The organism is Kitasatospora sp. NPDC057223, from assembly GCF_042669755.1.
Classification (GTDB): Bacteria; Actinomycetota; Actinomycetes; order Streptomycetales; family Streptomycetaceae; genus Kitasatospora.
The window spans coordinates 1-13,367 of the sequence record NZ_JBHUWW010000181.1 but is presented as its reverse complement, the minus strand read 5'-3'; the positions used below and the strand labels follow the sequence as shown (position 1 = coordinate 13,367).

Sequence of the window (13,367 nt, the reverse complement as noted above, 5' to 3'; positions counted from 1 at the left end):
AGTAGCTCCTCGCAAGGTGTGTGGAGGACTGCCGAGTTGAAGCCTCGCTAAGAACGTAGTGGGAATCTGGAGGTGCCCCGCGGCTGCTCCTGACGATCTGTCAACGGTTCTCACGACCGAGCTCGACCCGATGGCCGCTGCTCCTGGCTGTCGTCCTGGCCGTGGTCGACCGTGCCCGCCCGCTGCTCCTGGCCGTCGTCGTCCGGGTCGGCCGGGCGTCGGGTTGGGTGGCCGCCGCTCAGCTCCCCGGGCCCCGGCCGCCAGGAGCTGCCGGGCCCGCCCTCCGTGCCCGGCCCGTCGCGACCACCCTCTGGCCGTCCGGCCGGGCTGCGGCCGCCCGCCGGCGCCGGTCCGGCTGTACCTGGCCGCCGTCGTGCTCCGGCCGCCGGCCTGGCCGCTGCGCCCCCTTCTGATCCGGGGCTGCCGGGCACCCTGTCGCGTGCGCTGACGTGCGGGGGAGGGCCGGTTCCCCCGTGCCTGGCCGGTGCGCGACAGGCCCGGCGACAGGGAGCCGCGGTGCTTCCCGAGGCGGGCGGGCTGTTCCCCGCCCCGCCAGTGGCCGGCCCCGGCGCCCCGGCGCCCCGGTTCCTTGACCCCCGGCCGCTGTGGCCGTGCCCGGGTGGAGCCCGTCCGTGCGGCTGCGCCTGGTCGTCGTCCTGGTTGCGGTGGCCGGTTCCTTCCCGGATTGGGACAGTGCTGGGACGGGTCTGTCCCAGCACTGTCCCAGCCTGTCTGGTTTGCCCGGTTTTGCTGGGACGGTCCCAGGCTGTTTCGCCAGGTGGGAGTGTTTTCGGCCCGGGGCTGGGACAGGGTTGGGACACGGCCTCGCGGCTGTTGTTGACCCGTCTCATCGAAGTTTGACCGGCGGTGGTTTGTCTCATCAAAGTTTGACCGTTGTGCCCAGTGACCTTTGACGGGTGACCTTGGCTGCGTTGCCACGCGATCTTGATCACCACTGGGCTCCTGTCGCTTGGTTTCATTGGGTTGTCCGGTGACAGTGGCTCCGGGCCAGTTGTCGGGCTACATGACGTCCGGGTGCTCGCCCGGCTACAGTTCCGCCCCGTGACCGATGCTTCCCGGCGTAGCTCTGCAGACGATGACGTGCTTCTGGAAAGGTTGCGTGCTCTCGCCTGGGGCGCAGATGGCGCGGGTGTCACCCGCGGCTGTCTCCCGGATCAGCCGTTTCCCCCGATCACGCAGACCGAGGTCGAACAGGTGGAGCGGGAGATCGGGTACGAGCTGCCGCTCCTGCTCCGACGCCTCTACACCGAGGTCGGCGACGGTGGCTTCGGCCCGGAAAACGGCCTTGCCTCGCTGACACCGCGCCGCATCCCGGAGTGGTACCAGCCGGACTGGCCATGCGCGACCTCCCCCCGCACTCGATATCCGGAGTGGGGGCCGCCGGCGTCCTGGCTCTTCCTGAGCGGTGGCGGCTGCAGCATGCAGTGGTACGTCTCGTTGATAGCGGTCGACAACCCGGTCCTGCTCTGGGATGCCGACGGCTGGGAACCCGACTGGGGCGAGAACCCCCACGACGGCTTGTGCTACGCGGCGCCGTCGCTGCGCCAATGGCTGTGGACCTGGGCAGATGGAGGCGATGTGTGGGACGAAGCGCTCGCGCTAACCCAGCCACCTGTCCCCCAGGCCGAGGCGAGGCCGGGTCCAGAGCCTAGGAGCCACGCGGTCAAACTTCGTTGAGAACGGTCAAACTTCACTGAGACAGGACAACGGCGTCGGGGTCGGCCCGCGGGTCGTAGGCGGCGAGGTGGGCCGTCCGCAGCCACTCCCGGTGGTCCGCTTCGGAGGTGAGCACCGAATGGTCGACGTTCGGGTCCTCCAGGGTCAGGCCTCGGACGTGGTGGAGCTGCGCCAGCGCCTTTTCCGCCGCCCGGTCGATCTCGGCCGGCGTCATCCCGTCGGCGTTCCGGCATACCAGCGCGCGGTGGAAGTGCTCGGTGTCCGGTTGGAGCACGAGCTGCTCGTCGGCCGGGTGCAGCCAGCGGGCCGGGATGGTGTGGAAGACGGTGGTGGGGAAGACGATGGCCCGCCCGTGCGCGTCCCGGACGATGCCGTCGATCTCGTACTCCTGGCCCTTGGCGAGATCGAGGGCGGCGCCCTGCTCGGCGGTCAGGCGCAGGGCGACGCGGCCGGCGGGGATGTCGCGGCTGACGATGACGGTGTCGGGCTGGTCGCCGAGGGCGGTCACGGTCACGGTGATGCGCCGCCCGCGCACGAGGTGCAGCTGCATGTTCGCCCGCCACTGCTCGGCGCTCTCTCCCGGCCGGCGCAGCTCCTGGGGGAGGCGCTGGGGGATGCTCGCGATGTAGGTCTCGCCGATCTCGACGTCCCGGGTGCGCATCGGTTCTCCTTCGCCCGTGCCCCGTGTCCATCGTGCCCGGCCGCCCGGGGAATCCGGTTCAGGCTGGCCATTCGGCTGGTGGCTGGGCGGGCGGAGCTTGCCTCTGTTCGTACAGAAGTTCGATAATGGGGGGTGTCGTACCGTCCGGTCCCGCCGCCTGCCGGCTACGCCCCGCATCTGGACGGCAAGCTGCTGCCGGACCTGGCGGTGGCGGGTGTGCCGGACCACGGAGTGGCGTTGTGGCGGGTCGTGGAGGTGCGGGTGGGCGGTTTATGGGTTCCGGGGGTGCTGAGTGCGTGGCGGCGCCTGCCGCTCGGCTGGGCTGGCCACGTCCGCTGGAGCCCGGGCGTCTACGGCGAGGGGTGGGTCCTCTACGAGCCGTGGTGCCTGCGCCCGGCGGTCCTCCTCCGCCCCTCTCCGCCTGAACAGGCCTCGGCCCTGGCCGGTCGCCGGCCCGGCCAACCCGCACCGCCCCCTCGACCCGCCCGCACCCCTGACGGGATGACCCGAACGGCCGCCGCGCGCCGCGGGCCGGGCCCGCACCGAAGCTAAGAGGATCAGCCCATGCCCCCCGCCCTGCCCATTCCCGCCGACCTCCTCGACCTGCGCCGCGCCCGCGACGCAGCCTGGGCCGAACTCAACGCCTACGTCACCGCGACCGAGAACCTGCGCCGCGAGCATTACCCCGACCCGGACCAGACCGACGTGCGGAGCAGGTGGGAGCCCGAACAGCGCGAACGCCTCGCCGAACTCCGCGCGGCACGCGACGTCGCCGTCCTCGCCGTCCGCCACCACCCCACGATGGAGCGGGCACTCGCCGAGGGCTGCTGGGCCGCACCGACACCGCGCTGCTCCACGCCACCGAGCCGACACCGCAACCGGCGGACGCGCAGTAGCGGGTCCGGGCCGCCGCCCCGGGCATGCGGGGCGGCGGGCCAGCCGTTCGGATCCGGAGGTCAGTGCCAGGACACCGCGATGTGCAGGTGTCCGGCCACGAAGCTCACCATCCCCACCAGCAAGGTCGCGCCCACCGAACTGAGCAGGGCGACGAGTACGGCGCCCCGCATCCGGTCCGGCCTGCGCCACGGCGACCGCCGCACCACGGGCGCCGGCAGCGCCCCGGGCATCCCGCGCTCGGCACCGTCCCACCCCACCGCATCCACCGCATCCTGCGCCGGGCTGTGCGGCGTCGTCTCGATCATGGTCTTCTCCTTCGCCTCGTGCTTGCGGGCAGGCCTGTCGCCGGGGGTGGGCTGGCCACAACGTGGTGCCGTGGGCCCGCTCCTGGCGGCCTGTGGCACCGGAAGCCAGACGTGTCAGACCGCGTTTGAGATCTGCCGTGCCCTGGGGCAGAAGTGGTCGTTGAGGCCCATGTGAGTAGCAACAGGGGTGGGTATCCGTCGGACCTGACTGACGAGCAGTTGGCGCTGGTGGAGCCGTTGCTCCCGCCGGCGCGGGTCGGACCGAAGGGCGGGCGGCGGGAGAAGCATCCACGGCGGCGGATCGTGGACGCGATCTTCTACGTCGTGCGGACCGGGTGTTCGTGGCGACAGCTGCCCAACGACTTCGCGCCCTGGCCCACCGTGTACTGGTACTTCACCTGGTGGCACGACGACGGCATGGTCGAGCGGATCCATGACGCCCTGCGCGGCCAGGTCCGCGAGGCCGACGGCCGCAACGTCGAGCCGAGCGCCGGGCTGATCGACTCGCAATCCATCCGCACCGCCGACACCGTCCCCGCCGCCACTAGGGACTTCGACGCTGGTAAAAAGGTCAAGGGTCGCAAGCGGTTCATCGTCACCGACACCCTCGGCCTCCTGCTGGCCGTGCACGTCGTCGCGGCGAACATCCAGGACCGCGACGGCGCCCGTCGCCCACTGCTGTGGACCCGCCTCGACCACCCAAGCGTCCGGAAGATCTGGGCCGACCAGGGCTTCGCCGGCCGCCTCGTCGACTGGACCTCCCAGATCCTCGGACGCGACTTGGAGATCGTTCGCAAGGCCCCCGACCAGCGCGGCTTCCAGGTCCAGCCCAAGAGGTGGGCTGTCGAGCGCACGCTGTCGTGGATCACCGCCCACCGGCGTCTCGCCCGGGACTACGAGGCCGAGCCGGCCCACTCCCAGACCATGATCCGCTGGGCGATGATCGGCATCATGCTCCGGCGACTCGATCGCGGTGGGCCGGCGTCACGGCCCGGCCCACGGCCTCTGGCGCGGGCTGCGGTGTGAGGTGCAGCAGTCCGGTGTCAGTCTGCGACGTCGTCGAAGAGCGCGGCCTCCATGTCGAGCAAGTCCTGACGACTGACTGGCGGCACAGTCCAGTCTCGGCTCTGCGCATGGGCGACGAACCGGGGATCGAGAGCGACATGATGGTGCTCGACGTAGTGGGCAAGGTCGGAGTACCAAAGCCATTGCCCATCGGTCAGCAGGGAGAGCCCACCGATGACGGTCCTGTCGGGGCTGAGGACATCATGCGTGAGACCAGCCGTTGCGGCCAGAACCACACCGCTGCGAAGGTACTGGATCAGCTCACGAGCATGAGCCGGCTCCCTGACGCCCGCGGCGGCCCGAAGCGATGGCCCGTCCGGCCTGCCGTGCCCAAGCTCTCTGAAGTCGCCGACCATCGGGAACGTCTCATCGCTCATCCGCCGAGCGTAGAGGACCCTGCAGAGCCTGATCCACAGAGATCTCAAACGCGGTCTGACGGGCCGTTTCGGCTTCTGGGGTTGGTGACAGGCATGCCGGTGGCCCGGCTGTCGCGTCGGGTGGGCGCCGGGTTCCACTGCTCCGGGGGTGTGGTTGTTGCTCGGGAAGGGACGGTCTCGCTGGTCAGCCGGGTGCGGGCAGAGCTTGGAGACGCTCGAACGTGGTAGTGATCAGGTCGGTCCAGGGCCAGTGACGGGCCAGGCGGAGGATTCGGCGGCGGCCGGTGGTCACGAGCTGGGCGGCTGCCGAGAGCAGTCGAAGCCGCATGCGTTTGATTTCCCAGCGTCGGGCGCCGCCGGACATGGCGAGCATGGGCATCCATGCGAGCAGGTCGAGGGCGATCTGGACTATCTCCGGCCAGACCCGGTTCTGTGCGGCGTCATGCAGAGGCAGGTTGCGCAGGCCGGTGTCGCGGGCGGCACGGATACGGTCCTCGGCGCGGGCCCGCTGGCGGTGCCGCAACTCCAGAGCCGCGATCGGAACGTCGACGGTGTTGGTGGCGAAACAGGTCAGCCGCATGCACGCCGGCCAGCCCTTGAGGACGTCGCCGGCGAGCTCAGCGACCCAGGCACCGTCGCGGTTCGCACCGTCCGGTTCGACCGCCGGCGTCCAGGCCGACGCAGGAACCAGCAGCGCGGCCTGGTGAATCGCCTCCGTGATCGTCATCCCGACCGAATACGACAGCCACCTGCCGCGCGCCGTGAGCCAGTTGAGGAACTCGTGGGTGCCGCCACCGGAGTCAGTGCGGATCAGGGTCCGCCGTCCGCGCCGGTACTTCATCGGTAGCTGGGCCAGGGCCAGACGAGCGGCGGCGATGTGGTCGGCTGCAGTGTTGCTGCCGGCGTTCCCTGGCCGCAGCAGGCCCGCGACCGGCTCGCCGGACCCCGTGTCGAGGCCGCGTCCTCCTTCTCGGAGTGAGACAGGACCAGCACACCGTCGATGTCCACAACCACTTGGCCGTCCGAGTTGGGTGCAGCCTGGCCGGCCAACCGCCAGACCTGCTCGCGGACTTCGGCCCGTGCCCGCCGGACGCCCACCAGTGCGCGGGGACCGGCTGCGGCCAGCGTGTCGATGAGGCGGGAGACTGTCGGATCGGACGCGACCGGCCCGAACACGCTGGGCTCGGCCCGCAACACGCCAACATCGGCCAGGCAGTCACCGCCCAGTGCGACGGCGAGGGCGACGTCCAACAGGATCTTGCCGGGATCGTGCACCGCTCTGGGCTTGCGCCACGGTGCGAGCGCCCGCGACAGCGCACCGGCCAAGCCCGTTCGGCGGGCCGTCTCCACCAGCAGGACACCGCCGGCCTGCGAGACCACTCGGCCACCACTAGCTGATATCCGGACGCGCGGGTATGACCCGATACGATCACCCACCCGGAGAGTGCCTCTTTCGCTGGTCGGACAGGACCCTAGACAAGCCCTATCTTCCCAGCTCAGCGGCACTCTCCGGGATCCTGCCCGATTCCTGGACGCCAGCTGGAACGTGTCACGCGCGCCAGGACACCGGCAGGTCCAGCGAAGCGTCACCGACAATCCGCAGCGGTCGGCGGGAGTGCCACTTCGTGTTTTCGGCCTGGCCGTGCAGTGGCACGGTAGCCAGTTCGAAGCGGGCGTCCAGGGCGTCGAGTTCTGCCTGCCGCTCGGCCCGGATCCTGTCGGTGAGCTCGGGCCATGCCTCTGCCAACCAGGCGCGGCAGCGAAGCATCTGCGGGTACTCCCAGACGAGTTCGGCGTCGAACCCCTCCTCAACGTCCCGCACCAACGCCTCCCATGCCTCCACCATGGCGTTGAGCGTCACCACCCCGTACCGGTCGGCCAGTCTCCGGCTTGCCCGATGTACCGACTCGTAGTCATCCGCGCTGAGCACCTCCGTGTTCATGGGAACAGGGTGCCAGGTGCTGCATCCGATACATGGAAGTTCACCCCACGGGTGCACGCACCACGCCAAGCTGATACCTGGGCGGACGACGAAACGCCCAGCTCGCGGGCAGTGCCAAGAACCTACGACGAGCCAGCCAGGCAGTCGTCATGAAAGCCCGGGGCTAAAGCTCCTTGGCTGGGCTCTGCCCCTGTGGTGGGACGAGGCAGGAACCTCCCTCGTAGATCGGGGGGCTTCCTGCCTCAACCTGTAGTTGAGGCGGGCCCGACCAACTGGACCACCTCGCAGCAGCAGAAAGAGAGCCGCCGCTGTGGAGACCACCACCGCTACCGCCGAGCAGGACGTGCTGGCCGGGCTGCGCACGCACGCCGAGCAGGACGTCCCGGTGCAGCCGTCCGGCGCCGTCGTCAATCCGTTGCCGTTGCACTGGTTCCAGAAGGACGCCGTCGCGGCCGCGGTGCGGGAGGTGAAGTACGGGGCTGGGCGACGGTCGTCGCGGCGACTGGCTCGGGCAAGACGCTGATCGCGGCCGGCTGCGCCCGCCGTCTCGCGGTGCGCGGCAGGGTGCTGGTGCCGACGATCGAGCTGCTGGAGCAGACCGCCGAAGCCGGGTCGCTGAGGGGTGGTCGCCGCGGGCTGGCGGTGGCGGCGTGCTCGCGCCAGGAGGCGCTGGAGAGCGCGGAGGCCGGCTGCCGCGTCCATGCCCGGGTGACCACGCAGGCTGCCCGGCTCGCCGACCTGGTCGCCGACGAGAAGGCGGGCGAGCCGGTCACCGTGTACGCCACCTACGCGAGCCTGGAGCGCATCGTCCAGGCCCACAAGCTGCACCGCCTCCCGGCTTGGGACCTGGTCGTCATCGACGAAGCCCACCGCACCGCCGGTTCGGAAGGCAAGGCGTGGGCCGCGGTCCACGCCGACGACCAGGTTCCGGCGAAGCGCCGCCTGTACTTCACCGCCACCCCGCGGATCGCCGACGACCGGCGCGCGAAGGACGGCCTGGCCGACCTCACCGACACCGACGGCGAGAAGCTGCCCGCGCTCTGCTCCATGAGCGACGAGACGATCTACGGCAAGACGTGCTTCACCTGGACGCTTGGCCAGGGGATCGAGCATGGCTACCTCGCCGACTACCGCGTCTTGGTGCCGGTGGCAACGGACGAGGACCCGCGCGAGCTGCTCAACCTTGCCGCCGTCGCGGACCTGCGCTCCCAGCGCTCCAACGAGGGGCTGCTGCGCCTGGCCCTGCAGATCGCGGTGCTGCGCGCGGTCGCCGACCTCGGCCTGCGCCGCGTCATCACCTTCCACTCCCGGGTCAGCGCGGCGCGGGAGTTCGCGAACACCCTGCTGGACGCCTGCGAGCTGCTGGAGGACGCGGAGCGCCCGGAGCGGATCTGGGCGAAGGCGGTGGCCGGCATCGACCGGCTCAAGGACCGCCGGGCCGCGTTCACCGAGTTCAAGGCCCACACCGGCGAGGATGGCGAGGAGTGCGGCATCCTCTGCAACGCTCGGCTCCTGTCCGAGGGCATCGACGTGAGAGCTGTGGATGCGGTGTGTTTCGCGGATCCGAAGTCGTCGGTCATCGACATCGTCCAGGCCGTTGAGGCAGTCCTACCGGCAGGGCAAGGTCTCCTGGGTCATCATCCCGGTGTACCTGCCGACGCCGGAGGTCGGCGACGGCACGGCGGCCGCGGACCCGGCCGAGGTCCACGACGCGGGCGAGGCGGTGAAGGCGGAGGCCGACGCCGAGATCGAGGCGTCCAGCTTCCGCACGATCTGGCGGGTCCTGCGGGCGCTGGCGGCGCACGACGCCCGGGTGGTCGGCCGGATCACCGAGCTGCGCGGCAGCCGGTCCCAGGACACCGCGCTCACCACCGCGGCCAAGACTTCCGAGAGCGAGAGCGAGAGCGAGAGCACCGAGCCCGGGGAGGGCGAGTGCGGTCGCCGCCCTGGCGGGTGAGCTCCGCCTGTGGACGGTGTTCGGCTCCCTCCATCCGCTCACCGAACCGAACAGGCCCCACAACAGCCTCTACGTCGTCTCCGACCGGGGCAGCCTGATTGCCCGGTACGACAAGCGGTTCCTGCGAACACCGAGCTGTCCTACCTCTACACCCCGGGCACCGACCCGCTGACCTTCGACATCGACGGCATCCGCTTCGGCGCGGCCCTGTGCATCGAGGCCAACTTCCCCGCTCTCTTCGCCGAGTACGAGCGCCTGGACGTCGACTGCGTCCTGCTCTCCGTCATGGTCGACGACGCGGCCCGCGCCGGCGTCGCCCAGGCCTACGGCACCCTCTACAACTACTGGCTCGGCTAAGCCGTCCCCACGCAGTACGGCGCCACCGCACCCTCGGGCATCATCGCCCCCGGCGGCCGCTGGATCGCCCGCTGCCCGGACGACGACCGACCCGCTCTCGCCATCGCCGACATCGGCGACTCAATCACCAGTCCCGATATCGACGTCGCCGTGCGCCTGGCCCGACCGTGGCGCCGCCTCGCGTCAGCTGGCCTCTACGACGGGCACACAGCGCCCGGTGACCCGAGAAGCCGGACCCGAACGGCATTCTGACGCCGCCGCTGGTCGTGGCCGGCTGATGCTCCCGGCGGGATGACCCGAACGTCCACTGTGCGCCGCGGGCCGGGCCCGCACCGACGCCTGCGCCGGGGACTCGATGTGCTGCTCGATGGCATCCCGCACACCCGCGTCCGGGGCCGTGCGGGGTCTGATCCTCTCCGGATCGGGGCGGCCGGGCCTTGCGACGGGCGAGATTCGGCCGAGCTCCGACCACACGGCCGCATCCGGCTCCCGGGTCGGGGACCCGGGCGGGCCGCTACCCGGGCGTGGTGACGCGCGCACCCCGGTCCGTCCGGGGCCGTGCGTCCTGCGGACCGCCGCTGCGGCGGGGCCCGAGGAGCAGAACGCGCCCCGTACCGCAAGAGCCGTGGCAGAACGTCCGATTATCGATCGTACCGGGATGATGTCTGAGGGTTCGTCAGTTAACGGTCCGGAGGCGGCCATGCGGCTGCCGCTCGCCCCCCACGGCGACCAAACCAGCTGACGATTCACCAGGAGACGACCGTGCGCATACTCTTCACCGGGCCGGCCGCGCCCACCCATGTGTTCCCGATGGTGCCGACCGCGCAGGCCCTGCGCGCCGCCGGGCACGAGGTCCTGTTCGCCGGCCCCAAGCCCGTGGACCAGCTCCGCCAGGCCGGGTTCCCGGTCGTCGAGATCGGCGACGGCCGCCCGCTGCGCGACTCCTTCGAGTCCGTCTCCGGTGCCGAGACCCGATACGCCAGGCCCGACCTGACTCAGGACCAGATCCTCGACCTGGCGGCGGCCGCCTTCGCCCACGCCTCCCGCTCCACCGTGGACGGCCTGCTCGTCGCCGCTGACGCCTGGGACGCCGACCTGCTGGTCCACGGCTCCTGCCTGGCGTCCGCCCAGCTGGTCGCCGCCAAGCTCAAGATCCCGGCCGCCCTGCACAACTTCGGCTTCACCTCCGGGCTGGACATGGCGGACCGCCTCGCCGGCCACTTCACCGACCTCTACGAGACGCACGGCGTGGCCGGCCCGGCCGAGAGCACCCCGCTGAACATCGTTCCGGCCTCGCTCGGCGGCGACCCCGGCGGTCTGCGGATGCGCTACCTGCCGTACAACGGCGGCGGCGTGGTCCCCGCCGACCTGCTGGGCCGAAGCGCGCGGCCGAGGGTCGCCGTCACCCTGGGCACCGTGGTTGCCGAGGTGGACGGCGTGGACGCCATCGCCCGGCTGGTTGCGGCCGCTGCCGAGGTCGACGCGGACTTCCTGCTCGCCGTCGGGGGCGCCGACCTAACCCACCTCGGCACCCTCCCGGCCAACGTCAGGGCACTGCCCTGGGTGCCGCTCGCGGAACTGCTGCGGGTGTGTGACGCCGTGGTCCACCACGGCGGGTCCGGCAGTTCCCTCACCGGCCTTCAGGCCGGGATCCCGCAGCTCGTGCTGCCCCAGGGCGCCGACAACTTCATCGTCGCGGACACGCTGGTATCCACCGGTGCGGGCCTGCGCTCGACTTCCGATGACGTCGATACCACGCTGCTGGCCCGGCTGGTCACCGACCCGGAGCTGCGCGAGGCGGCCGTCCGTCTGCGGGCCGAGAACGAGGCGCTGCCGACGCCCGCCGCGATCGTGCCCGCGATCGAGGCCCTGGCAGGCGGCCGGCGCTGAGCCGCTCGGCGGGAACCGCCGCTGGTCCGCCCGCCCCGGCCCACTGCTGGCCGGTCGGCCCGCGGTCGCCTGCCGGTCCGCCGCCCGCCCGCCAGGTCCGCCCGCCGTTGACGGCGCTCCTGCGTGATGCCCCGACCCTTTGGGGCATCACGCAGGAGCAGGTCGCCGGCGGCAGGCACCCCGACTGGCCCGGGCTGCGTCCGGCGCATCCGGTCGCCCCCGGCGGGGGCCGGTGCGCTCGGCGCGTTCTACGGTGGCGGCAGTACCAGAGCGGTCCGGGCCCCGGAGCGGTCCGCCGCCCGGGGCCGTCGTATGTCCGGCGGCCGGCGTGCCCCGAGCCAGCTGCTTCCCTGCCCGGATCCGTGTCAGGTTCGGCCTCTCCCTTGTGCCGTTCGTCGTGGTGGTACCGGGGGTCTGTTTCCCCTTCACGCTCGCGTGACCGACGGTGCTGGGGGCGTGCTGAAGTGGCCGTTGCACCACGGACGACTGCCGGGCAGCTGCGGCGGAATCCTGCGATGGGAGTACCACATGTCCCATTTGTTGGGATTTCGCCTGTCGTGGAGGGTAGCTGCCCCGGCCGAAGAAGGCAGCGCAGCCGCCGCCGGACGGCGCAGGCCTTCCACGCCGGACTCGGCCCCTCGCGGGGGACGAACCCGGCCGCGGGTGACGCCGAACCGGGTGTTAGATCCGGCGCGGTCCAGACATAGACAGGGTGAGACAGCTCAGTTGAGGGGGGACGGTGGGGGAACGGGAAGAGTTCCGGGAGGTCTACCGCGAGCACTACGGCGCGGTGTACCGCTACATGCTCCGACGGGTCGGGGACGCCGACGCGGCGGACCTGGCCGCGGAGGTCTTCACGGTCGCATGGCGCCGCTTCGACGCGCTTTCCGCCCAGGCACCGCTGCCCTGGCTCTACACGGTGGCCCGCAACACGGTGGCCAACCACCGGCGCAAGGAGGGCCGCGCCGAGGACGCCCACCGGGGCCTCGCGGTCACGGCCGCCGCCAGTGTCCGGGACGTCGGCGAGACGGTCACGGAGCGGGAGGCGGTGCACCGGGCGTGGTCGACGCTGCGCCCAGCCGACCAGGAGGTGCTGGCCCTGATCGGCTGGGAGGGGCTGACGGTCCGCGAGGCGGCCCGCGTCCTGGACTGCTCTGCGCCGACGTGCTCGGTGCGCCTGATGCGGGCACGGACACGACTGTCCCGGGCCATGACCAGGGTAGGTGGGGCGGACGGACGAGCGGAGTTGATCGGAAGAGCGAGCAGGACAAGCGCGGAGGGAGCACGGTGAACACGGCAAAGAGCGTCAGGGACCTGATGGGGCCGGCCGACCCGGCAGCGGATATCGCGGGGGACACGGCACTGGCCGAGGCCGGCTTGGAGCGGATCCTCCGCGACGAGGCGGCGGCACATAACCTCCGGCACCCGCGACCGCGTGCACGGATCCGGTTGCGCCTGGCGGTGGCCGGGGTGGCGGTGAGTGCGGTTGTGGGGGCGGTGCTGGTGTGGCCGGACGGAACGCCTGCGGCCTTCGCGGCGACGCCGCCCGCACTGACCTACCACCTGACGACCGGGGACGGTTCGGGGGCGGCCACGCAGCTGGAGGAGATCGCGCGCCGCGTCGAGGGCCTGCCCGACGGCGCGGGTGGGGAGCAGTCGCATCTGCGGTGGCGCCAGTGGGCGCTGTGGACCAGGACAGACGCCGGCGGTACGTCCTCGAAGGTCGTGCCGGAGGAACTCGACCTGGTCCGGTCACCCGGGGGTGCGAAGCTGACGCGCTTCCTGGTGGACGAGGGCCCGGCCTCGGCGACGGAACAGGCGGCGCAGGAGACCTTGCAAGGCGAGGTGCCGCAGAGCGCGGACGCCCTGCGGGTCTGGCTGCGCAGCCGCACATCGGGGGTCGACGGTCCGGCGGGTGCTGCCGAGGCGGTTCACGACCTGGTCACCGAGCGGGTGTTGTCGCCCGGGCAGCGGGCGGCGGTCCTGCGGCTGCTGGCCGCTCTGCCGGGCATGGCGGTCAGTGGTGAGGTCGTCGACCGGGCCGGCCGGCCGGGCGTCGCGTTCTCCGCGGACTCGGCGGCAAGCGGCCTGCCGACGCGCTACACGTTCATCGTCGACCCGGTGTCCGGCCAGCTGCTCGGACAGGAGGAGACCCTTACCGAGTCGGCTGGCAAGCTGAACGTGCCGGTGCCCTCGGTGATCGGGTACGACGCCTACC

General features: G+C 71.5%; 12 protein-coding genes and 1 pseudogene. 8 read left to right on the top strand and 5 right to left on the bottom strand.

Translation table 11 applies throughout. The features are described 5' to 3' along the window. The first annotated feature begins 1,062 nt into the window (after positions 1-1,062). Complete coding sequence (locus ACFUK0_RS36675; protein ID WP_380257738.1) at positions 1,063-1,698, top strand: SMI1/KNR4 family protein; 636 nt, start codon at positions 1,063-1,065, stop codon at positions 1,696-1,698. Between the two features lie 13 nt (positions 1,699-1,711). Here the strand turns inward: ACFUK0_RS36675 and ACFUK0_RS36670 are convergent, their stop codons facing one another. Together ACFUK0_RS36670 and ACFUK0_RS36665 are read right to left on the bottom strand one after the other, a co-directional pair. Next, the gene (locus tag ACFUK0_RS36670; RefSeq protein ID WP_380257737.1) at positions 1,712-2,359 is read right to left on the bottom strand and encodes a hypothetical protein; all 648 of its coding nucleotides are present in this window, start codon (positions 2,357-2,359) and stop codon (positions 1,712-1,714) included. A 956-nt stretch (positions 2,360-3,315) separates the two neighbouring features. Beyond that, a complete protein-coding gene (locus tag ACFUK0_RS36665) occupies positions 3,316-3,561 on the bottom strand; it encodes a hypothetical protein (RefSeq protein WP_380257735.1) in 246 nt (81 codons plus the stop codon). 171 nt (positions 3,562-3,732) lie between these two features. Here ACFUK0_RS36665 and ACFUK0_RS36660 point away from each other — a divergent pair, with 171 nt between their 5' ends. After that, positions 3,733-4,587 (top strand): IS5 family transposase, encoded by an 855-nt coding sequence (locus tag ACFUK0_RS36660; protein WP_380257733.1) that lies wholly within the window; start codon positions 3,733-3,735, stop codon positions 4,585-4,587. A 17-nt stretch (positions 4,588-4,604) separates the two neighbouring features. On the opposite strand, the gene ACFUK0_RS36655 is transcribed toward ACFUK0_RS36660, so the two are convergent. The 3 genes and pseudogenes from ACFUK0_RS36655 to ACFUK0_RS36645 form a co-directional block, all read right to left on the bottom strand. Next, positions 4,605-5,003 (bottom strand): hypothetical protein, encoded by a 399-nt coding sequence (locus tag ACFUK0_RS36655; protein WP_380257731.1) that lies wholly within the window; start codon positions 5,001-5,003, stop codon positions 4,605-4,607. A 184-nt stretch (positions 5,004-5,187) separates the two neighbouring features. Then, positions 5,188-6,440, bottom strand: a pseudogene (locus tag ACFUK0_RS36650) (IS1380 family transposase). A 112-nt stretch (positions 6,441-6,552) separates the two neighbouring features. Further along, positions 6,553-6,945, bottom strand: coding sequence for a hypothetical protein (locus ACFUK0_RS36645; protein WP_380257729.1), 393 nt, complete (start codon positions 6,943-6,945; stop codon positions 6,553-6,555). Between the two features lie 310 nt (positions 6,946-7,255). Here ACFUK0_RS36645 and ACFUK0_RS36640 point away from each other — a divergent pair, with 310 nt between their 5' ends. From ACFUK0_RS36640 to ACFUK0_RS36615, 6 genes are all read left to right on the top strand, one after another. After that, on the top strand, positions 7,256-7,468 hold the full coding sequence (locus tag ACFUK0_RS36640) for a hypothetical protein (RefSeq protein WP_380257742.1): 213 nt from the start codon (positions 7,256-7,258) through the stop codon (positions 7,466-7,468). Further along, positions 7,372-9,000 carry a DEAD/DEAH box helicase family protein gene (locus ACFUK0_RS36635; protein ID WP_380257740.1) on the top strand — a complete coding sequence of 543 codons (1,629 nt, stop codon included), beginning with the start codon at positions 7,372-7,374 and terminating at the stop codon, positions 8,998-9,000. Before ACFUK0_RS36640 ends, ACFUK0_RS36635 begins: the two co-directional genes overlap by 97 nt. Next, positions 8,912-9,259 (top strand): hypothetical protein, encoded by a 348-nt coding sequence (locus ACFUK0_RS36630; RefSeq protein ID WP_380257727.1) that lies wholly within the window; start codon positions 8,912-8,914, stop codon positions 9,257-9,259. Before ACFUK0_RS36635 ends, ACFUK0_RS36630 begins: the two co-directional genes overlap by 89 nt. Positions 9,260-10,021: 762 nt before the next feature. Further along, positions 10,022-11,149 (top strand): nucleotide disphospho-sugar-binding domain-containing protein, encoded by a 1,128-nt coding sequence (locus ACFUK0_RS36625; RefSeq protein WP_380257725.1) that lies wholly within the window; start codon positions 10,022-10,024, stop codon positions 11,147-11,149. Positions 11,150-11,888: 739 nt separating this feature from the next. Continuing rightward, positions 11,889-12,440 (top strand): RNA polymerase sigma factor, encoded by a 552-nt coding sequence (locus ACFUK0_RS36620; protein WP_380257723.1) that lies wholly within the window; start codon positions 11,889-11,891, stop codon positions 12,438-12,440. Then, positions 12,437-13,367 (top strand): CU044_5270 family protein (locus tag ACFUK0_RS36615; RefSeq protein ID WP_380257721.1); only part of this gene is annotated, 931 nt, incomplete at its 3' end. The genes ACFUK0_RS36620 and ACFUK0_RS36615, both read left to right, overlap by 4 nt.

Coding starts and splice junctions, on each gene's coding strand:
- ACFUK0_RS36645 (WP_380257729.1), bottom strand. CDS start 6,945: ATGAACACGGAGGTGCTCAGCGCGGATGACTACGAGTCGGTACATCGG.
- ACFUK0_RS36655 (WP_380257731.1), bottom strand. CDS start 5,003: ATGAGCGATGAGACGTTCCCGATGGTCGGCGACTTCAGAGAGCTTGGG.
- ACFUK0_RS36665 (WP_380257735.1), bottom strand. CDS start 3,561: ATGATCGAGACGACGCCGCACAGCCCGGCGCAGGATGCGGTGGATGCG.
- ACFUK0_RS36670 (WP_380257737.1), bottom strand. CDS start 2,359: ATGCGCACCCGGGACGTCGAGATCGGCGAGACCTACATCGCGAGCATC.